Here is a 19,572-nt window from a genome sequence, read left to right as displayed (position 1 = left end):
GGCGGCCCGCCGGCTCCGATGTTTGATCGTCTCCGGCCCCGATGTTTGAGCGCCTCCGGCAAGGGCAAACCCGGTCAGCATGAAAACCCTCTGGTTCGACCCCGCAGGTGAGGCAGCCCCCGAGTACCTGCCCGATGTTCGCCCGGAGACGATGCCCATCGACGTCGTCGACAGATTCGACCAGGTCATCGTCGGAGGTGGCATCACCGGTCTGACGACCGGCCTGCTGCTGGCCCGCGCGGGCCAGTCGGTCGCGGTCCTCGAAGCCCGGCACATGGGTGCCGCGGCGACCGGCCACACCACCGGCAAGCTCTCGCTGCTCCAGGGCACTCGACTGTCGTCGATCGCGAGCCGCCACGGCCACTCGGCCGTACAGGACTACGTCGACGCCAACCGCGAGGGACAGGCCTGGTTGCGTCACTATCTCGAACACCGCGGCCTGCAGGTCGACGAACGCGCGGCCCTCACCTTCGCCGCCACCGCGTCCGGCGCGAAGTCGGTGGAGAAGGAGTTCGAAGCCTGCCGCGCGCATGACCTCCCCGTCGAACACGTCGACTGTCCCGAACTGCCCTTCGACGTCCGCACCGCGATTCGCCTCGACGGTCAGGCCCAGATCGACCCGATGGTCGTTCTCCGTGCCCTGACCGACGACCTGCGCGCACACGGCGGCCACTTCTACGAGGGCGTCCGTGTGCAGGGCCTCCGCCACGGCTCACCGAACGTCCTCTCGACCGACGCCGGTGACGTCCGTGCCGACTCGGTGGTCATCGCCACCGGACAGCCCTTCCTCGACCGCGGCGGCTACTTCGCCCGGGTCCATCCCCAGCGGTCCTACGCCGCGGCGTTCACCGTCGACGGGGACATCCCTGGCGAGATGTACCTCGGCTCCGACAACCCGTCGGTCTCACTGCGGACGGTCTCCCGGCCCGGCTACGACCGCGAACTGCTCATGGTCGGCGGCTTCGGACACGAGGTGGGCCGGACGAAGTCCGAGCGACAGCATGTCCTCGACCTGATCAGCTGGACCCAGAAGCACTTCCCCTCGGCGCAGATGGTCGCGCGCTGGTCGGCCCAGGACTACACGACGATCGACGAATTGCCCTATGTCGGACCGATTCTGCCGGGCGTCGACTCGGTGCAGGTGGCCACCGGGTTCGCCAAGTGGGGTCTGACCAACGGCGTCGCCGCGGCGCTCGCGATGACGGGACGCATCCTCGGTTCCGAACCACAGTGGTCGACGACCCTGCGCCCGTGGCGCACGACCGAGATCAGCCGCCCCGGCTCGCTGGCCTCGGCGGTGTCGGCCAACGCGCAGGTCGCGGGATACATGGCCGCCGGTTACCTGTCGCTGCTGAAGCCGACCGACGGCGCACCCGAGGAAGGCGACGGCAGCGTCGGGCGTTCCGGCGTGAAGCCCGAGGGCGTGTGCACCGTGCAGGGCCAGACGCGGTCCGTCGCGCCGCTGTGCACGCACCTCTACGGCGTGCTGCGATGGAACGACGCCGAACAGTCCTGGGACTGCCCGCTGCACGGTTCGCGATTCAGCCACACCGGCGAGGTCCTCGAAGGTCCGGCCACCCGGAACCTGGCCTCGCACAACGACTGAGCGGGACACAGCGGACCGTCGTCGGGCCCGACGACGGTTCGCCTTGTCAAGTCCGGACGACGGCCGGCGCCGAACCGGCAAGCGCGGCCTCGCCCAGCATGCGTCGGAAAACCGGACCGGTCAGCGTCGCGATCGGGCGCTGCACCGCTCCGGCCAGGACGCGGACACCGACGTCGAGTGCTCGCGCGTCGAGGCCGACCGGGATGCGGTCCCGGCCGCTCAGGACCCCGTGCAGGATCGCCGCTGCCGCGGCATCCGGCCGCGTACCGGGCAGGCGACGGTTGAACCCCCGCGTCACGAAGTCCCGCACCCCGGGCGTCACGTACAACGCGCGGGCGGCGATCTCGGTGTGCACGACGCCGGGATGAACACTGTGCACCCGGACGTCGGACCCTTGGGCACGAAGCTGTAGCTGGATGGTCTCGGAGTAGCCGCGCGCGGCGAACTTCGAGGCGGAGTACGCGGACTGCGTGGGGCAACCGAGGAATCCGAAGGCGCTGGAGGTGTTCACGATCGACCCGCCGCCGGCCGCCTGTAGATGAGGGAGGAAGGCCACGGTGCCGTTCACGACGCCGCCGAGGTTCACGGCCATGATCCGCCGCGCGTATTCGTCGTCCTCCTCGAGAACGCCCGCCACCATCGTGATCCCGGCATTGTTGAACACCATGGCCGGCGGGCCGGACCGGCCGATGACGACGTCGGCATATGCGGTCATCGCATCGGCGTCGGACACATCGACCTCGTCGAGATGCACCCGGGCACCGGCGTCACACAACCGCACCGTCTCCCGCGCAGCCGGAAGGTCGACATCGCTCAGGAACACCTCGACACCCGCACGATCGAACCGCCGTGCCAGTGCCCGGCCCATCCCCGCCCCGGCACCGGTGATCACCACCGGCCGCCCGGCGCAGCGCCGACGAAGCCGGCCATCGGAGACCTGCGGATGCCACAGTCGCGCGGGCGGAAACGCCGGGTCCAGGCGCAGCGACCGGAGTTCAGACCAGTTCGTCACCCGTGCGGACTACCCGCTTGCCCCGGCGCTACACATCGCACAGAATCGCCGGGCACGGCTGCACCTCGACCCGCGCGTCCACCGCCCGCGCATCGTCGGCGTTTACGGTCGGGGGCCGCGGGTAACCCGCGCACCGGACAGCGAGGCGTACCGGCCCCGAGCACATCGGCCGGGTGAGATCGATACGGACGAGGGGAGTCGACCGTTGAGTGTGTCGGATGCAGTGGTCGTCGGGGCCGGCCACAACGGGCTCGTCGCCGCGATCCGGCTCGCCGATGCGGGCTGGGATGTCACGCTCCTCGAAGCGCAGCCCGAGGTCGGCGGCGCGGTCCGGAGCGCCGAGATCACCCCCGGGTACGTCACCGACCTGTTCAGCGCCTTCTATCCGCTCGCGGTGGCGTCGCCGGTCTTCGCCGACCTCGACCTCGCCGATCACGGTCTGGAGTGGAGCCGCGCACCGCTGGCCTTCGGCCACCCCGCTGGGCCCGACGACGTCAACGCGCCGGTCGTCTTCCCCGATGCCGCCGACACGGCCGCGCATCTGGCCACCTTCGACGAGCGTGACCGGCGCGCCTGGCTCGACCTGGTCGAGCAGTGGCAGCAACTCCGGCCCGCGATCCTCGACAGCCTGTTCGGTCCGTTCCCCCCGGTCCGCGCGCTGTTGTCGCTCCTCCGCTCGCTCGGCACGGCCGACGCCCTGCGCCTGGCCCGGTTCCTGATCCTGCCGGCCGATCAGATGGTGCGTGAACTCTTCCACAGCGAGAAATCCGGTCTGCTCATCATCGGCAACTCCCTGCACGCCGACATCCCGCTCCACGCACCCGGCAGCGGATTGATGGGGTACCTGCTGACCATGCTCGGCCAGGACACCGGTTATCCCGTACCCGTGGGCGGGGCGAGCGCGCTGCCCGCGGCCCTTCGACGCCGCGCCGAGAGCGCCGGCGTGACCGTCGTCTGCGACACCCGCGTCACCCGGATCGACGTCCAGGGCGGGCGGGCCACCGGGGTCGTGGACAGTACCGGCCGCCGATGGCCGGCGAAGCGCGCCGTTCTCGCCGACGTCGCAGCGCCCACGCTCTACACCGAGCTGCTCTCGGCCGACGACGTGCCCGCGCGCGTCCTCGACGACCTGCGGACCTTCACCTGGGACACCCCGGTGGTCAAGGTGAACTATGCGCTGCGTGAGAAGATCCCATGGCGCAGTACCAATCTCAGCGGAGCCGGCACGATCCATCTCGGCGCCGACGCGCGCAACATCGCCTACGGGACCGCCGACATCGAAACCGGCCGTGTCCCGGAGCATCCGTTCCTACTCTTCGGCCAGATGACCACCGCGGACCCGGGCCGGTCCCCCGCGGGCACCGAAAGCGCTTGGTCCTACAGCCATCTCCCGCGCGGGGTGACCGACGACGAGGCGGCCCAACTGCTGGCCCGCAGGATGGACGCCGTCCTCGAAGCCCACGCGCCCGGTGTCTCCGACCTCATCGTGGGCCGGCACGTCCAGACCCCACACGACCTGGAGGCCGCCGACGCCAATCTCGTTCACGGGACGGTCAACGGCGGAACGGCACAGCTGTTCCAGCAGTTGATCTTCCGTCCGACGCCGAACCTCGGCGGTGCGTCGACCCCGGTGGATCGCCTCTACCTGGCGGGGTCGGGAGCGCATCCCGGTGGCGGCGTCCACGGCGCCTGCGGCAACAACGCCGCGCGCGCCGCCCTCGCGTCGGACGGTGTTCGCGGGTATCCGCGAAGAGTGTTCGACCGCAACGTCATCCGACGATTGACCAAGACCGACAACAACCATTGAACGGAGCCGGGGAGCATGAACCGAGTCGAACGTCATACGAGTGCCACACCGGCCCAGGTCTGGTCGGTGCTGTCCAACGGCTGGCTGTACGCCTCGTGGGTCGTCGGGGCCTCCCGAATCCGCGACGTCGACCATTCGTGGCCGCAGGCGGGATCGAAGATCCACCATTCGGTGGGCGTGTGGCCCGCCCTGCTCAACGACGAGACGGAGTCCATCGAGTCGAAGGCAGGACTCCTCGAGATTTCGGCTGCCGGTTGGCCACTCGGGCGCGCGCGCATCCGTATGACCGTCGAGAAGGACGGAAGCGGCTCTCTCATCGGCATGGAAGAGTTCGCGGAGACCCCGCCCTTCAAGTGGATCCCGCCGAGGGTTCAGGAAACCGTGATGTCCCCCCGCCTCAACGAATGCCTCAAACGGCTGGCGATGCTTGCCGAGAACCACGCGAGCTGACAGGGGGGTTGCATCCCGGCGGGTTGGGGTACGCCTTCGAGCATGACCACAGCACTCGCCATCAACTGCACCCTCAAGCCGTCGCCTGCTGAGTCGAGCAGCGAGCTCATCGCGCGGCACATCCTCGACGCCCTCGCCGAGCAGGGCGTGACCGGGGACATCGTCCGGGCGGTGGATTTCGACATCCGGCCGGGAGTCGAACGAGACATGGGCGACGGTGACGAGTGGCCCGCGCTCTTCGAACGGGTTGCCGCCGCCGACATCCTGGTGATCGCGACCCCGACCTGGCTGGGCCACATGTCCAGCGTGACCCAACGTGTTCTCGAGCGCCTCGACGCCGAGATCTCCGAGACCGACGACGCCGGCCGCCCCGGCATGCTGGGCAAGGTCGCGATGTGTGGCGTCGTCGGCAACGAGGACGGCGCGCACAAGATCATCGCCGACGTCTTCGGCGCGCTCAACGACATCGGGTTCACGATCCCCGGACAGGGCAACACCTACTGGAACGACGAAGCCATGGGTGGCCGCGACTACAAGGACCTCGACTCGGTTCCCGACCCCGTCGACTCCGCCACCCATGCCGCCGCCCGTAACGCGGCACACCTCGCTCGACTGCTGTCGCAGAACAGCTTTCCGCCCTACAAGTGACCAGCGGATCTACCGGACGACCTTGATCGTCCGCCGATCGTCGTCTGATGTCGTGGGACTCATTCCTTCTCGCCGCTCGCGAGATGACCGGCGTCCTCGGAGGCCTGGCGGCGCAGCCGCTCCCGGTATCCGTAGGTGGCCCGCAGGACGTCGTCGTAGCTGTCGGCACTGGAACCGAGGGCGCCGGCGAAGATCCCCATCGACGTCGCCAGCCATGCCAGGTACACGTAATTGCGCAGCCCCACCGGATATCCGAGCTGCGAGGCGAGGAAGTTCTCCTCGATGACGATGAGCGCCGCCGTCAGTGTCGCCAGGAACAGCCCGGCGTACAGCACCACCGCACTGAACACGACAGTGCACACCGTCGCCATGTTGTAGAGGCGCGCACGCGGTTTCGCGGTGACCGTCACCCGTTCCCACAGGCGATTGTTGACGATGAGCCACAGCGAGGCGAGCACCAACGACAGCAGGGTGATGGCGGCGAGACGCCACGCACTCAGCGCATTGGCCATCGACCAGATCGTAGAGAAGAAGATGCCGAACGACGCCGCGGCGGCGGCTGCGGCGGTCATGCCGGTGAGGGTCGGGATCAGCCGCCACGGCCGATTCCCCCGAACCATCCCGGCCATCAACTTCAGACGACGCGAATAGCCTTCGGCGCACACGTATTCGGTGTCGCCGTCACCGATGACGACGATGCCGCGCTGCTCCTCGAACTCGCGCATGGACCCCGCACCGGTCACCGCCTCGGCGATGGTCGAGATGAAGGTCCGCAGCGCTCGCCGGGGAGCGGGTCCGAGAGCGGGGAGCGAGACGACGGCGGCGTTGCGTTCGCGGTCGAGTTCAGCCAGCACCACGAGATTTCGTGGGCTGCGATCGTTGCCGTCGGCGTCCTGCGGCTTGTACAGCCGCGGCATCTCGGTGACGAACACGATCACCTCGTCGGCCGAGTCATCCGTGCCCCAGACGGTCTCCAGATCACCGCGCGGCGTCATCTGCAGTGTGGTGTCCCTCGTGACGGTGTGTCCGCGGTACTCCAGTGACAGCTCGTCGGCGATCTGCTCGAAGCGGTCCTCACCGCGCTCGATCAGTGTGGCCGGAAGCCCGTGCTCGGCGACGATCCGCAGCGCTCCGGCGCGCCGCGGATCGTCATTCTCGCTGGTCATGTGTTTCTCAGCCGTCATGATCAGACGGGCCTCAGTCCGGCGGTTCGGACTCCCCCGCCGCCGGAGAACTCGGGTTGTCCTTGTCGTCGCGGGCGGCGGCGGAGGGGTCCACCTGCTCGTCCGTGTCGGGTTCGTCGACGGTCCGCTCCTCGAGTTCGTCGACCTTGCGTCGAGCATCATCCGGCGTCGCCTCGGGCGTGCCGGTTTCGGCTGGTTCCATGGGCAATTCCTCAGACATCAGATTCATCGATCCTTCGGTCGGTGTCTCGCGATGGAGCCTCTGTCGCATGTCCGTTTTCCCGGTGACGACATGACGTAAACGCGATCACGCCCCGGTCGCCACATGTGGATCGGCCACCGGCTTGGGCTCGGCCGAACCGCGTTGACGCAGAACGACCGACAAGACGGCGATCGCCGCCACCAGCACTCACCCCGTCTCAGTCGTCGGCGGACGTCCTCGGCGCATAGCGAAGGACCGCTCCGATCCCGTCGCGCGGGGCAACGCGCTCGCCACCGGCAGGGCCTCGTCGGCACGCAGCGTGCGTTCCGGGGCCAGGCCCAGCTCAGAGAGGTTCTCCGCCGTCGGCGCGATCGTGGCGAGGCCCCCCGCGGCGTCTCCGCCGTCGAAGACCGTCGCATCGCCGAGGTCGCCGATGATCAGCGTCTCGACCTCGCCGTTACGCAACGCCCCGCACACGGCCGTCAGTCCTTCGACCGCGAGGGCCGGGCGATGCCCGAGTCCTGCCTGCAGACTCTCCGCCGCGTCGGCCATCGTGCGATTCTGGCGTAGTTCGAGTTCGGTGGTCACCGCCTTGCGGACGTCGTCGTCGGCGATGCCGCTGTCCCGGGCGCCGAGTTGGAGGTCGACCAGTCGCTCGGCGAGCCGCTCGGGAGCCGTTGAACGCAGATCCGACATCGACGAGAGCTCACCGATCACGAACACGAGCTCGGGGTTGTCCGAGTCGACGATCGCGGTCAGCCGGTCGGCGATCTGACGAATGTTCTTGCGGTTCTGCTCGTCGCTGCGCTGCTGCGGGTCCCCATACCCGGGCGATTCCGCACCGGCGGCGTGGTGGATCGGATAGCCCTCTCCCTCAACGCTTTCGCGCATCAACGAGGATCCGCCGGCGTCGAAGAGCTCGATGTCGGCGCCGGCGTGATCGACCGCGGCGATCACATGTCGCGGGGCACTCGTGCCGTGTTCGACCAGCGGAACCAGGTACGGCACCGGCGAATACCGTGCCACGGATGTGACCGGTGGTCGGATGAGGTGTTGGTCGAGGAGGACACCGTCGGGACCGGCGATCACCGCACGGCCACTGGGCCCGACGGCCGGCGTCCCGTCGAGCAGGGCATTGCCGATGGACTCCACCACCGCCGCGTCGGCCCCCGCCGACTCGAGTTCCTCCCGCAGGGCTCGCCACCGGAGTTCCATCGTGTGGGCGGCGTCCTCGGTGTTGTGGGAGTCGTCGATGTAGATGGTGGCGAACGGACCGGTTGCAGTTGCCAGCTCGCGGAATCGGGTCGAATTCATGCGCGGCCTCCTTGCCTGTCGTCGGGGCACGTCGACTCTCTCGACGGGTGCCCACCGGATTCAGGCCGCAAACATGACGACGCAGCCCTACAGCGTCGAGGTGTCGATCACGAAGCGGTAGCGCACATCCGACGCCACGACGCGGTCATAGGCCTCGTTGATCCGGTCGGCGGAGATCACCTCGATCTCGGCGCCGATGCCGTGCTCGGCGCAGAAGTCCAGCATCTCCTGGGTCTGCGCGATGCCGCCGATCATCGAACCCGCGAAACTCCGCCGCTTGCCGATCAGCGCGCCGGCCGGGACCTCGATCGGGTGTTCGGGGAGACCGAGTTCCACGAGTGTGCCGTCGAGGGCGAGCATGCCCAGGTACTTGCCGATCGGAAGATTCGCCGACACGGTGTTCAGGATCAGGTCGAAGGTGCTGCGCAGTTCCCGGAAGGTCTGTGGGTCGCTGGTTGCGTGATAGTGGTCGGCGCCGAGCCGCAGACCGTCCTCCATCTTCTTCAGCGACTGCGACAGCACCGTCACCTCGGCGCCGAGCGCGTGGGCGATCTTGACCCCGACGTGACCGAGCCCGCCGAGGCCGACGATCGCCACCTTCTTTCCCGGACCGGCGCCCCAGTGCCGCAGTGGTGAGTAGAGCGTGATCCCGGCACACAGCAGCGGGGCCGCCTCGTCGAGCGCGATGCCGTCGGGAATCCGGAGGACGTAGTTCTCGTCGACGACGATCGACGTGCTGTATCCGCCGTGCGTGGGTGTCCCATCGCGACCGACGGCGTTGTAGGTGCCCACGTTGCCGCGCTCGCAGTACTGCTCCTCGCCGAGCCGGCACGGTTCGCACTCGCGGCACGAGTCGACGAAACAGCCCACGCCGACCCGATCACCCACGGCATACCGGGTGACGGCGTCGCCGACGGCCGCGACCGTCCCGGCGATCTCGTGGCCGGGGACCACCGGGAACCTGGTCCCACCCCATTCGTCGCGGGCGGTGTGGATGTCGGAATGACAGATCCCGGCGAACGCGATGTCGATCGACACGTCGTTCGGGCCCAGATCGCGTCGCTCGATGGTGGTGGGCTCGAGCGGACGATCGGCAGCCGGCGCGATGTAGGCGTTGACCGTGGTGGGCATGCAGAACTCCTCGGTGTGATGCGGGGGTCGGGGCGAAATCGGGGTTCGGGCACGATTCCGTGAGCGGGAATGCTCGTCGTGCGAAACCTGCTCAATGGCTCGAACAGATGCGGGCCGATGCATGTGTCCGATGTGGCCAGTGTGCCCGCCGACCCCGTCGCATCGCCATAACGGCACGTCGCAGGGCCGCGTAGGCGATCCGCCGTCGCCCCGTGGGGCTGGATCCGCCGCTAATGATCGTTACAATGACCGACGGTGACGATCAACAGCTCAGTCGACGACGGTCAGCGCACGCAGTTGCACCCGGTGTCCCCGATCGCCGAGCTCACGCGATTCGGGACGACCACCGCTCACGCGGCTGCAGGCGTCGGACGCTTCGTCCTCCACACGGCAGGGGACGCCCTACGGGGTCGCCCACCCGGCGCCGCCCGGGTCGCTCACGAGATCCGGACCACGTTCGAACACCTGGGTCCGACCTACGTGAAGCTCGGCCAGCTCATCGCCTCGAGCCCCGGCGTCTTCTCCGAATCGATGTCCACCGAGTTCGAATCACTCCTGGACCGCGTGAAACCCGCCGACCCCGCACTCATGCGTGCACAGTTCATCGCCGAACTGGGCCGGGCACCCGAGGAAGTCTTCGCCACCTTCGATCCGGTGCCCATCGCGTCGGCGTCGATCGCCCAGGTGCACACCGCGACCCTGCACGGCGGCGAGGAGGTGGTCGTCAAGATCCAGCGTCCGGGCATCGCCGACCGCCTGGCACCCGACGTCGCGATCCTCGAACGCCTCGCCGGCCTCGTCGAGATCTCCGAGTACGGCCGGATGCTCAGCGCGCGGCACGTGGTCGAAGACTTCGCGGCCGGCCTCGACGCCGAACTGGACTTCCGCATCGAGGCCGACACCATGCGTGAGTGGTTCGCCTGCCTGCAGCCGGGCCCGTACGGCGACCGAGTCCGCGTGCCGCACGTCTACGACGACTTCACGACGCAGCGCGTGCTGACCATGGAACGAATCCACGCCACCCGCATCGACGACGTCGCGGCCGTACGCGCCGCGGGCCATGATGGAGTCGCGCTGTGCCGCAACCTCCTGCTGTCCCTGCTGGACTCGGCGTTCCACGGCGGGTTGTTCCATGGTGACCTGCACGCCGGGAACGTCCTCGTCGACGACGCGGGCAAGCTGGTCCTCCTCGACTTCGGCATCGTCGGGCGATTCACCCCGCGCACCCGGCGCATACTCCGCCAGCTCGTCGTCGACCTCGTGGTCCGCGCGGACTACGAGTCCGCCGGGCGGGCGATCTTCCTCCTCGGCGCCGTCCACAAACCGGGTTCGACGACGCAGGGTGCCGAGGACATCAAGAAGGTGACCACCCCGTTGTCGACCACCGACCTCGGTTCGATGTCCTACACCGACCTCGGGCGGCAACTCGCCGCCGTCGCCAAGGCCCACGACGCACGCCTGCCCCGTGAACTCGTCCTCGTCGGGAAGCAGTTGCTGTACGTCGAGAAGTACACGAAGCTGCTGGCGCCTCGGTGGAAGGCCATGTCCGACAAGGAGATCTATGGATACATGGCCGGCATCCTGAAGGAGGCCGAACGCGATCGTCGAGCCGCCCAGGGCTGACTCCCCGCCGCGGATCCCGGCATGTCGGACCGACTGTGGCCAACTGTGGCAAACGCGACAGTTAGGGTGGGAGCGATCAGCTGATTCCAGGAGTCACACATGAGACGTTTTGTGCCGGCAGTGCTGGCCTTCTTCGGCGCTGCGTGTATCGCGGCGGCCATCGCCATACCGCTCTACCTCGTGCCGCAGTTGAAGGTGGTTCCGCTCGATCTGGACATCACCTCCGACGCGACCACGGTGGCGGCGGACGGTTCGACCGGAGAGCGCTTCCCGGCGGTGATCTTCGACCGTTGCTCGGTGTCCGAGGATCGTGCCCGCACTCTCGAGGCGCATCTCACCCAGCAGCGACGCTCGATCATCATCGAACCGTCGGACAGCCGCCAGGCGAGCCTGCAGTCGGCGCAGACCGTGCGCATCGACCGCCTGCGCGACGCCGAGGGAACCGAGACCGAACCCAGCTTCGCGGCTGCGGGCGAAACCCGCACCTGTGAGGACGGTCTGCTGACCGCGACCATCGACCGCGTGTCGGTGAACCGCAAGACTTCGGCACCCAACGGGGCGGTCAGCTCGCTGCAGCTCGAGGCGGTCCCCGAGGGCGGCAACGTCAACGACGTGTCGGTCGCCATCGACAACCGCACCGGATACCAGTACAAGTTCGGTTTCGACGTGCAGCAGCGCGACTACCCGTACTACGACCTCAACACCCGCCAGGACTGCGCGGCGAAGTTCGAGGGCGAGGAGACCATCGACGGGATCAACACGTACCACTTCGTGTGTGACGTCCCGGAGACCGATCTCTCCAACCTCCCCAACGCGCAGGGAGAAGCAGCTCTGGGCACGATGCTGACGATGCCCGCCCGCTGGTGGGGCATCACCGGGCGCGGAGTGCGGGCGAACGACCCGATCACGATGCACCGGTACGCCGCCGCGACCCGCCACGTGTGGGTCGAGCCGGAGACCGGGACCATCGTCGACGGTCGTGAGGACCAGCACCAGTACTTCAAGTCGCCCGACCAGAGCGACGCCACCCCGGAAGCGGTGCGCGAGTTCCGGATGGACGCCCTGAAGGGCACCTTCAAGTGGACCGACGACACCGTCTCCAACCAGGCGAGCAAGGCCAGCGGCTACGTCGACCAGCTGAAGGTCGGCGGCTTCTGGGTGCCGATCATCCTCGGCATCGTCGGAGTGATCCTGCTGATCGCCGCCGCGCTGCTGCTCTTCCGCGGACGCCGCGACGACAACCGGGTCGATGACACCCCGCCGCCGACGACACCGCCCACCGACGAGCGCGACACCACGCTGATCAAGCGCGACGCACCGCCGGCCGGTGCAGCACCCGCGAGCGCCAACCCATGGGAGCGGCCGACCGAGCAGATCCCCAAGGTCGGTGACACGCCGCCGCCCGACGACTCGGCCACGCGCACCTTCCGCAAGCAGCCGCCGCCCGAGTAGGCAGCGACGCAACGACCACCGCGGGCGCATCCGGTACCACCGGATGCGCCCGCGGTGTTGTGTTTGTGGTGAGGGGCGGTGACACACCCCTGCGTAGCCCGGCCCACCCAAGTGACCTCGACGGACGCGCGGGCACGCTACGCATGCACGAGCTGCTCGGCCAGCAGGGGTTGCGCGCGGCAGAGTGTCTTCCGCTCCCTGAGGAGCGCCCGGAGCTTGCGGAGGGCGCGGCCAATCCCGCTCCCTGAGGAGCGCCCGGAGCTTGCGGAGGGCGCGTCACGAAGGGTCGGCGACCGAGGTTGCGAAGACCCTTCGTGACGCTCGCAAGCTCGCTCCTCAGGGAGCAGGGGGTGACGCTCGCAAGCTCGCTCCTCAGGGAGCAGGAGGGTCCGCACGACAAGGGCCGGTGACCCGAAGGTCACCGGCCCTTGTCAGAGGGTCTGACTCAGAAGAAGGCGGGGCGGAAGGTCTTGGCCCACGACTCCTTGAAGGTGCTCTGCCAGTAGTCCCACCAGTGCGCACCGTCCGGGGTGATCCGCGTGGTGAGCTTGACGCCCGGGACGAGCGCGAGGCGGCCGATGTAGAGCTGGCTGGAGGTCGACGCGGCGACCTCGAGCGGGATCATCTGCGCGAACTTGACGGGGTCGAAGTTGGCGCTGGCCGGGTTGACCGACGAGTCGTACTTGCTGCCGACACCGCTACCGGACGAGACGTACACGTTCTTGCCCGCCAGGTTGCCCGCGCTCAGGAACGGGTCGTTCTGGAACCAGGTGCCCGCGGGGTAGAAGCCCCACATGTTGAACGGGTTGCCGCCGACCTCCGCGACCGAGGCCATGATGCCCTGGGTGAAGCCCGGCATGGTGACCGTCGGGTAGCCGCTGTAGGACGCGACCGCCTTGTAGAAGTTCGGGTGGCGCGATGCGAGGTTCAGCGCCGAGGTGCCCGACATCGAGAGTCCGGCGATGCCGTTGCGACGGCTGTCGCTGCCGTGACGCGCAGCCATGTACCGCGGCAGTTCGCGGGTCAGGAACGTCTCCCACTTGTTGACACCCAGCTTGGGATCGGGGGTCTGCCAGTCGGTGTAGAAGCTGCCTGCGCCACCGAACGGGATGGCGACGTTGGTGCCCTTGCCGGCCATGTAGCGGGCGACGTCGGTGTTGATCAGCCAGCCGCTGTTGTTGTTCGGGGCACGGAGTCCGTCGAGCAGGTAGAGCGTCGGCTTGGGTCCGCCGCCGCCGGCCGAGACGATGCACACGGGCACGGTCCGGTTCATGGCGTTCGAGCGGACGTACTCGACATTGCAACCGTTGGCCGCGGAGGCCTCCGGCGGAGCTGCGACCAGCGTCGCACCCGACACGGCCACGAGAGCCACGAGTCCGGCGACGAGGCGCTTACGGGCGCGTGTCAGCATTCGTCAGTTTTCCTTTGGATCACCACGGCCGGAGCCGGCCGCTTGCGGGTCTTGCCTACCGGGTACTGCTGCGGGCTTGCATACGGAGTCGTACGTAGGGGGATTGTATTGGTCCCCCCGGGCAGCGGTACCCGTCGTGCTGAAGTGTAACGGCACGATAACGCCTCGGCAAAGGCGAGAGCGAGTCCTGTGATGACATCTTTCGGTGGTGCACGTCACAGCGGTCGCCGCTGAACAGCTCATTTCGTACATAGGCGGCGCATGTGGCGAATTCTTCATCTGTTCGGGCCACACATCCGCGATCGGCCCGTTACCGGTTTGCGCGGGCAACGGTGACGTCCGGTTCTCCGGTGACGGGCCGGACGCCGGACAGGCCGGGCCATCGGCGCCAAGTCCGCTCGGCCCGCTCCCCGAACAACTAGGGTCGGGACGTGCACATGGGCGAGTATCTGTCCGCGGACGCGACCACCCTGGCCGGTCTCGTGGCCGCCGGCGAGGTGACGGCCGCCGAACTCCTCGACCTCGCACGAGCCCGTGCAGACGCGGTCAATCCGTCGCTCAACGCCATCGTGATCCGCATGGATGCCGAAGCCGACGCCCGCGTCCGCAGTGACCTCACCGGGCCTTTCGCCGGCGTCCCGTTCCTCATCAAGGACCTCGCGCAGGACTACCGCGGGTACCCGACGACGCGCGGCTCGCGCGCCCTCGCCACCCACATCGCCCGCGAACACTCCTTCGGCGTGCGCCGGTTCCTCGACGCCGGCCTCGTCGTCTTCGGCAAGACGAACACCCCCGAGTTCGGCGCGAAGGCCATCACCGAACCCACCCTGTGGGGTCCCGCGCGCAATCCGTGGGACCTCGACGTGACCCCCGGCGGATCGTCGGGCGGCAGTGCGGCTGCGGTGGCCGCCGGGATCGTGCCGGCGGCCGGGGCGAGCGATGGCGGCGGTTCCATCCGCATCCCGGCCGCGTGTACCGGGTTGTTCGGGCTCAAGAGCTCGCGTGGCCTGATGCCGTTCGGTCCGCAGACCGGTGAACCGCTGTTCGGGATGGGCGTCGAAGGTGTGGTGACCCGGACCGTCCGCGATGCTGCCGCACTGTACGACGCACTGATCGGACTGACGCCGTCGTCGACCTACCCGGCGCCGCTGCACACCGAGACCTACAGCGCCCGGATCGCGACCCCGCCCCGGTTGCTGCGGATCGGGTACACCACGACCTCGGCGATCAACGCGAATCCGCACCCGGAGGCCGTCGCCGCGGTCGAGCACGCGGCGTCGATCCTGACCGATCTGGGCCACCAGGTCGAGGAGGTCGATTCGCCGCACGACGACGCCGCCCTCGCCCGCGACTTCCTCGACATCTGGTTCGCCAAGTGCGCCGCCCAGGTCGACGAGGTCCGACGCCTCACCGGCGCTCCCGACTCCCACTTCGAGGCCGACACCCTGACGCTGGCGGAACTGGGCCGGGCCGCCGGCGTCGTCCCGCTGTTCACCGCGCTCGACCACATCAACGACCACGTCCTGGCGCTCGACCGCTTCCACCAGACCCACGACCTGCTGCTGACGCCCACCCTCGCGGTACCGCCGCCGCGGGTCGGGTCGATGACCACGCCGCCGGTGCTGCAGCGGGCGTCGCGGGTCGCCGCCCGCGCGCGGTCCGGCCGTGCGATCTCCCGCTTGGGGATCGTCGACAAGCTCATCTACGAGAGCCTCGGCTGGGTGCCGTACACGCAGCTCGCCAACCTCACGGGCCGGCCGGCGATGAGCGTGCCGCTGCACTGGACCGATGCCGGCCTCCCGCTCGGCGTGCAGTTCGTCGGCCGACTCGGCGCCGACGGCGATCTCCTCGCCCTCGCCGCGGGCCTCGAAGCCGCCGCGCCGTGGTTCCACCGGTACGCCGACATCGCGCTGTAGTACGGGGCTAATCTCGTCTGCGAATGCACATGTCCCGGGACCGGCCCGGTCATTTTGGCGGTGTGAGGAGATGCGGTGGCGGAGCACGGGGCCGACGCGGTGGTCGTCGGCGCGGGACTGGCGGGTCTCGTGGCGACATACGAACTCACCAAGGCCGGACGCCGCGTCGTCGTGGTCGACCAGGAGAATCGCAACAACCTTGGCGCGCAAGCATTCTGGTCGCTGGGCGGGTTGTTCATGGTGGACACGCCGGAGCAGCGTCGGCTGGGCATCAAAGACTCCGCGGATCTCGCCCTGCAGGACTGGATGGGGTCGGCCGGTTTCGATCGTGACGACGAGGACTATTGGCCGCGCCAGTGGGCCCGCGCCTACGTGGACTTCGCGGCCACCGAGAAACGGCAGTACCTTCACGACCTCGGGTTGCGCATCACCCCGATCGTCGGGTGGGCCGAACGCGGCGGCGGGTTCGCCGACGGCCACGGCAACTCGGTGCCCCGCTTTCACCTCACCTGGGGAACCGGACCCGAGGTCGTGCGGGTCTTCGCCGAGCCGGTCCTGGAGGCGGAGAAGCGCGGGCTCGTCGAGTTCCGGTTCCGGCATCGCGTCGACGAGCTCGTCGTCGACGACGGCGCCGCCGTCGGCGTACGGGGTGTCACGCTCGCCCCGACCGACGCCGAACGCGGCCAGGCGTCGAACCGGGATGTGATGGGCGACTTCGAGATCCGTGCCGGGTCGGTCATCGTCACCTCGGGCGGCATCGGCCACAATCACGACCTGATCCGCAAGAACTGGCCCGTCGACCGTCTCGGCCCCGCGCCGGAGACGATGATCTCGGGCGTCCCGGCGCACGTCGACGGCCGGATGCTGGAGATCAGCGAGACCGCGGGCGCGAACATCGTCAACCGGGACCGGATGTGGCATTACACCGAGGGCATCCACAACTGGGACCCGATCTGGCCCGACCACGCGATCCGCATCATCCCCGGCCCGTCGTCACTGTGGCTCGACGCCAACGGCAACCGCCTCGCACCGCCGAACTTCCCCGGCTTCGACACCCTCTCGACGATGAAGGCGATCCTGGCGGCCGGTCACGACTACTCGTGGTTCGTCCTCACCCAGACGATCGTGGAGAAGGAGTTCATGCTGTCGGGTTCGGAGCAGAACCCCGACATCACCGCGAAGGACGTCAAACTGGCCGCGAAGAGCCGGCTGGCGAAGGGCGCCGCGGGACCGGTCGACGCCTTCGTGCGCAACGGCGTCGACTTCGTGGTCGCCGACAACCTCCCGGAACTGGTGGCCGGGATGAACAAGATCGCCCGCGGCCCCGAACTCGACCTCGCGCACCTCGAACGCATCATCTCCGCACGCGATGCCGAGATCGGCAACAAGTTCTCCAAGGACGCACAGCTGATGGCGATCACCAATGCCCGACAGTTCGTCGGCGACAAGATCGTTCGGGTCGCCAAGCCGCATCGACTGCTCGATCCCGAACACGGCCCGCTGATCGCGGTCCGGCTCAACATCCTGACCCGCAAGACCCTGGGCGGGCTCGAGACCAATCTCGACTCCCAGGTCCTGCGGCCGGACGGCACCGCCTTCGACGGCCTGTTCGCCGCCGGCGAGGTCGCGGGCTTCGGCGGCGGTGGCGTCCACGGGTACAACGCACTCGAGGGGACGTTCCTCGGCGGATGCATCTTCTCCGGCCGCGCCGCCGGCCGGGCGGTGGCGCGGGCCACAACGCGCCGCTGACCCGTCACCGGTCAGCGTCGAAAAGGGTTGCCTGCCCTATACATTCGCGGCACGATCTGCTGCCCCACGGTTTGTACGCATGGGCTAGTGTGTTCAGCGTGCCGGTGCCCCAGACGATCCTGACGCGGAAGACCAAGTCGGCGATCTTCCTCGTCTTCACCATCGACGACGGCGGTGAAGACACGGTTCGTGCTGCGCTGGAAGACATCCCCGGCCTGAACAACGCGGTGTCCTCGCGGGCTCCCGAGGCAGCACTGGCCGGGATCGTGTCGATCGGCTCCGCGGCGTGGGACCGCCTGTTCACCGGCCCGCGACCACGCTCGTTGCGGCCGTTCGTCCCCTACGAGGGCGATGTCCACACCGCCCCGGCGACGCCCGCCGATCTGCTCGTGCACATCAAGTCCGACGACATGGGCCTGTGCTACGAACTCGGCGCCAAGATCACCGAGGCATTCGGGGACGCGGTCACCGTCGTCGACGAAGTGCACGGGTTCCGCTACTTCGACCTGCGCGACCTCATCGGCTTCGTCGACGGCACCGAGAACCCGATCGGGCAGGCGGCGATCGACGCGATCACGGTCGGCGGGGAAGACCCGGACTTCGAGGGCGGCAGCTACGTCGCCATCCAGCGCTACGTACACGACCTGTCGTCGTGGAACGACCTGAGCACCGAGGAGCAGGAAGCCGCGATCGGGCGCACCAAGCTCGACAACGTCGAGATGGCCGACGACGTGAAGCCCCCGAACTCCCACATCGCGCTGAACGTCGTCGAGGACGAGAACGGCGAGGAGATCGACGTCGTGCGGGACAACATGCCGTACGGCGACGTCTCGGGTGCCGGTGTCAACGGCACGTTCTACATCGCCTACTCGGCAGCGCCCGACGTCACCGAGGAGATGCTGCGCAAGATGTTCATCGGCGACCCACCCGGCACCTACGACCGCCTCCTCGACTTCACCACCGCGGTCACCGGGGCCCAGTTCTTCACGCCGACCCTCGACTTCCTCGAAGACCTGCCACCCGCGCCCGACGCCGCCCCCACGGCTTCCCCCGCCCCGACGACACGTTCCGACGGCTCGCTCGGCATCGGTTCACTGCACTGACGACACCCTTCCGACCACCGCACCAGGAGGACACCATGAACAACCTGCATCGCGAACTCGCACCGATCTCCGACGCGGCCTGGGCGGAGATCGAAGAGGAGGCGACCCGCTCGTTCAAGCGCAACGTCGCGGGCCGTCGCCTCGTCGACGTGACCGGGCCGCTCGGCTCCGACACCGCATCGGTGACGCTCGGACATCGCACCAAGATCGACTCACCGTCGCAGGGGATCACTGCCTTCCAGCGGCGCACCCAGTCGCTCGTGGAACTCAAGGTCCCGTTCACGGTGTCCCGCGAGGCCATCGACGACGTCGACCGCGGCGCCAAGGACTCCGACTGGGACCCGGTCGTGGAGGCCGCGCGCGAACTCGCGCTCGCCGAGGACCGGGCGATCTTCGAGGGTTACGCCGCGGCGTCGATCACCGGCATCCGCGCCGAGGCCGCCGCCACCCCCATCCCGCTGCCCGCCGACGTGCGCGACTACCCGGAGGCGGTCAGCCAGGCGCTGAGCACACTGCGCCTGGCGTCGGTCGACGGTCCGTACGCGGTGGCCCTGTCGGCCGAGGCCTACACCCAGGTCAACGAGACGTCGAACCACGGCTACCCGATCCTCGAACACATCCAGCGCCTGTTCACCGGCGACATCGTGTGGGCGCCCGCGATCAGCGGCGCGTTCGTGATGAGCACCCGCGGCGGCGACTTCGAACTGACCATCGGCCAGGACGTGTCGATCGGCTACGACTCACACGACGCCGACGTGGTGAACCTGTACTTCCAGGAGTCGTTCACCTTCCTCACCCACACCGCCGAGGCAGCCGTCGCGCTGACCGAGCCGCCGACCGTCTGAGCAGCTGCCCACGGTCCTCGCCTACGCGGATTCCCGGTGGGCAGATACTCAGGGGCGTCCGTTGCGAGCGGCAACTAGTCTGGCGCAGGTGATCGCAGTGAACTCCGGCCGGCTCTCGC

Annotated in this window: 16 protein-coding genes and 1 pseudogene; 10 read left to right on the top strand and 7 right to left on the bottom strand. The window is 68.5% G+C overall.

All coding sequences use genetic code 11. The features are described from left to right. The first annotated feature begins 79 nt into the window (after positions 1 to 79). Complete coding sequence (locus ACFVHY_RS06430; RefSeq protein ID WP_390269809.1) at positions 80 to 1,606, top strand: FAD-dependent oxidoreductase; 1,527 nt, start codon at positions 80 to 82, stop codon at positions 1,604 to 1,606. Between the two features lie 46 nt (positions 1,607 to 1,652). Here the strand turns inward: ACFVHY_RS06430 and ACFVHY_RS06425 are convergent, their stop codons facing one another. Further along, positions 1,653 to 2,618: an SDR family NAD(P)-dependent oxidoreductase gene (locus ACFVHY_RS06425; protein ID WP_390269806.1), complete on the bottom strand. Its 966-nt coding sequence runs from the start codon at positions 2,616 to 2,618 to the stop codon at positions 1,653 to 1,655. A gap of 205 nt (positions 2,619 to 2,823) precedes the next feature. On the opposite strand from ACFVHY_RS06425, the gene ACFVHY_RS06420 reads away from it, so the two are divergent. The 3 genes from ACFVHY_RS06420 to ACFVHY_RS06410 are packed head-to-tail and all read left to right on the top strand — an operon-like array spanning position 2,824 to position 5,523. Then, on the top strand, positions 2,824 to 4,425 hold the full coding sequence (locus ACFVHY_RS06420; protein WP_390269803.1) for a phytoene desaturase family protein: 1,602 nt from the start codon (positions 2,824 to 2,826) through the stop codon (positions 4,423 to 4,425). Between the two features lie 15 nt (positions 4,426 to 4,440). Further along, positions 4,441 to 4,875 (top strand): SRPBCC family protein, encoded by a 435-nt coding sequence (locus tag ACFVHY_RS06415; protein WP_390269800.1) that lies wholly within the window; start codon positions 4,441 to 4,443, stop codon positions 4,873 to 4,875. A 42-nt stretch (positions 4,876 to 4,917) separates the two neighbouring features. Further along, positions 4,918 to 5,523 carry a flavodoxin family protein gene (locus tag ACFVHY_RS06410; RefSeq protein WP_390269797.1) on the top strand — a complete coding sequence of 202 codons (606 nt, stop codon included), beginning with the start codon at positions 4,918 to 4,920 and terminating at the stop codon, positions 5,521 to 5,523. Between the two features lie 59 nt (positions 5,524 to 5,582). Here the strand turns inward: ACFVHY_RS06410 and ACFVHY_RS06405 are convergent, their stop codons facing one another. The 5 genes and pseudogenes from ACFVHY_RS06405 to ACFVHY_RS06385 all read right to left on the bottom strand — a co-directional run bounded on the left by ACFVHY_RS06405 (position 5,583) and on the right by ACFVHY_RS06385 (position 9,354). Then, positions 5,583 to 6,689: a hypothetical protein gene (locus ACFVHY_RS06405; RefSeq protein WP_390269794.1), complete on the bottom strand. Its 1,107-nt coding sequence runs from the start codon at positions 6,687 to 6,689 to the stop codon at positions 5,583 to 5,585. 31 nt (positions 6,690 to 6,720) lie between these two features. After that, positions 6,721 to 6,909 carry a hypothetical protein gene (locus tag ACFVHY_RS06400; RefSeq protein ID WP_390269791.1) on the bottom strand — a complete coding sequence of 63 codons (189 nt, stop codon included), beginning with the start codon at positions 6,907 to 6,909 and terminating at the stop codon, positions 6,721 to 6,723. A 105-nt stretch (positions 6,910 to 7,014) separates the two neighbouring features. Beyond that, the gene (locus ACFVHY_RS06395) at positions 7,015 to 7,110 is read right to left on the bottom strand and encodes a DUF6766 family protein (RefSeq protein ID WP_390269788.1); all 96 of its coding nucleotides are present in this window, start codon (positions 7,108 to 7,110) and stop codon (positions 7,015 to 7,017) included. Between the two features lie 16 nt (positions 7,111 to 7,126). Continuing rightward, positions 7,127 to 8,223: pseudogene (locus tag ACFVHY_RS06390) on the bottom strand (hypothetical protein). 87 nt (positions 8,224 to 8,310) lie between these two features. Beyond that, on the bottom strand, positions 8,311 to 9,354 hold the full coding sequence (locus ACFVHY_RS06385; protein ID WP_390269785.1) for an NAD(P)-dependent alcohol dehydrogenase: 1,044 nt from the start codon (positions 9,352 to 9,354) through the stop codon (positions 8,311 to 8,313). Positions 9,355 to 9,609: 255 nt separating this feature from the next. Between ACFVHY_RS06385 and ACFVHY_RS06380 the strand changes: the two genes are divergently transcribed. Both ACFVHY_RS06380 and ACFVHY_RS06375 read left to right on the top strand, forming a co-directional pair. Continuing rightward, complete coding sequence (locus ACFVHY_RS06380; protein WP_390269782.1) at positions 9,610 to 10,977, top strand: ABC1 kinase family protein; 1,368 nt, start codon at positions 9,610 to 9,612, stop codon at positions 10,975 to 10,977. A gap of 99 nt (positions 10,978 to 11,076) precedes the next feature. Then, positions 11,077 to 12,429, top strand: coding sequence for a DUF3068 domain-containing protein (locus ACFVHY_RS06375; protein WP_390269779.1), 1,353 nt, complete (start codon positions 11,077 to 11,079; stop codon positions 12,427 to 12,429). Positions 12,430 to 12,874: 445 nt separating this feature from the next. On the opposite strand, the gene ACFVHY_RS06370 is transcribed toward ACFVHY_RS06375, so the two are convergent. Then, entirely contained in the window at positions 12,875 to 13,840 is a 966-nt protein-coding gene (locus tag ACFVHY_RS06370) for an alpha/beta hydrolase family protein (RefSeq protein WP_065632259.1), read from the bottom strand. 437 nt (positions 13,841 to 14,277) lie between these two features. Here ACFVHY_RS06370 and ACFVHY_RS06365 point away from each other — a divergent pair, with 437 nt between their 5' ends. The 4 genes from ACFVHY_RS06365 (at position 14,278) to ACFVHY_RS06350 (ending at position 19,453) form a co-directional block, all read left to right on the top strand. Further along, positions 14,278 to 15,756 carry an amidase gene (locus ACFVHY_RS06365; protein WP_390269776.1) on the top strand — a complete coding sequence of 493 codons (1,479 nt, stop codon included), beginning with the start codon at positions 14,278 to 14,280 and terminating at the stop codon, positions 15,754 to 15,756. Between the two features lie 75 nt (positions 15,757 to 15,831). Then, positions 15,832 to 17,505: an FAD-binding dehydrogenase gene (locus ACFVHY_RS06360; RefSeq protein WP_390269773.1), complete on the top strand. Its 1,674-nt coding sequence runs from the start codon at positions 15,832 to 15,834 to the stop codon at positions 17,503 to 17,505. 98 nt (positions 17,506 to 17,603) lie between these two features. Then, on the top strand, positions 17,604 to 18,608 hold the full coding sequence (locus ACFVHY_RS06355; RefSeq protein ID WP_390269770.1) for a Dyp-type peroxidase: 1,005 nt from the start codon (positions 17,604 to 17,606) through the stop codon (positions 18,606 to 18,608). Between the two features lie 35 nt (positions 18,609 to 18,643). Continuing rightward, on the top strand, positions 18,644 to 19,453 hold the full coding sequence (locus ACFVHY_RS06350; RefSeq protein ID WP_058253785.1) for a family 1 encapsulin nanocompartment shell protein: 810 nt from the start codon (positions 18,644 to 18,646) through the stop codon (positions 19,451 to 19,453). The last annotated feature ends 119 nt before the right edge of the window (positions 19,454 to 19,572 follow it).

Origin of the sequence: Gordonia sp. NPDC127522 (genome assembly GCF_042672305.1) — a bacterium.
GTDB classification, from domain to species: Bacteria; Actinomycetota; Actinomycetes; order Mycobacteriales; family Mycobacteriaceae; genus Gordonia; species Gordonia hongkongensis.
This window is presented reverse-complemented; position numbering and strand designations above follow the sequence as displayed.

Excerpts from the sequence above, each read along its gene's own strand:
- ACFVHY_RS06430 (WP_390269809.1), top strand. The coding sequence starts at position 80 with ATGAAAACCCTCTGGTTCGACCCCGCAGGTGAGGCAGCCCCCGAGTAC.
- ACFVHY_RS06415 (WP_390269800.1), top strand. The coding sequence starts at position 4,441 with ATGAACCGAGTCGAACGTCATACGAGTGCCACACCGGCCCAGGTCTGG.
- ACFVHY_RS06410 (WP_390269797.1), top strand. The coding sequence starts at position 4,918 with ATGACCACAGCACTCGCCATCAACTGCACCCTCAAGCCGTCGCCTGCT.
- ACFVHY_RS06405 (WP_390269794.1), bottom strand. The coding sequence starts at position 6,689 with ATGACCAGCGAGAATGACGATCCGCGGCGCGCCGGAGCGCTGCGGATC.
- ACFVHY_RS06400 (WP_390269791.1), bottom strand. The coding sequence starts at position 6,909 with ATGGAACCAGCCGAAACCGGCACGCCCGAGGCGACGCCGGATGATGCT.
- ACFVHY_RS06385 (WP_390269785.1), bottom strand. The coding sequence starts at position 9,354 with ATGCCCACCACGGTCAACGCCTACATCGCGCCGGCTGCCGATCGTCCG.
- ACFVHY_RS06375 (WP_390269779.1), top strand. The coding sequence starts at position 11,077 with ATGAGACGTTTTGTGCCGGCAGTGCTGGCCTTCTTCGGCGCTGCGTGT.
- ACFVHY_RS06370 (WP_065632259.1), bottom strand. The coding sequence starts at position 13,840 with ATGCTGACACGCGCCCGTAAGCGCCTCGTCGCCGGACTCGTGGCTCTC.
- ACFVHY_RS06365 (WP_390269776.1), top strand. The coding sequence starts at position 14,278 with ATGGGCGAGTATCTGTCCGCGGACGCGACCACCCTGGCCGGTCTCGTG.
- ACFVHY_RS06350 (WP_058253785.1), top strand. The coding sequence starts at position 18,644 with ATGAACAACCTGCATCGCGAACTCGCACCGATCTCCGACGCGGCCTGG.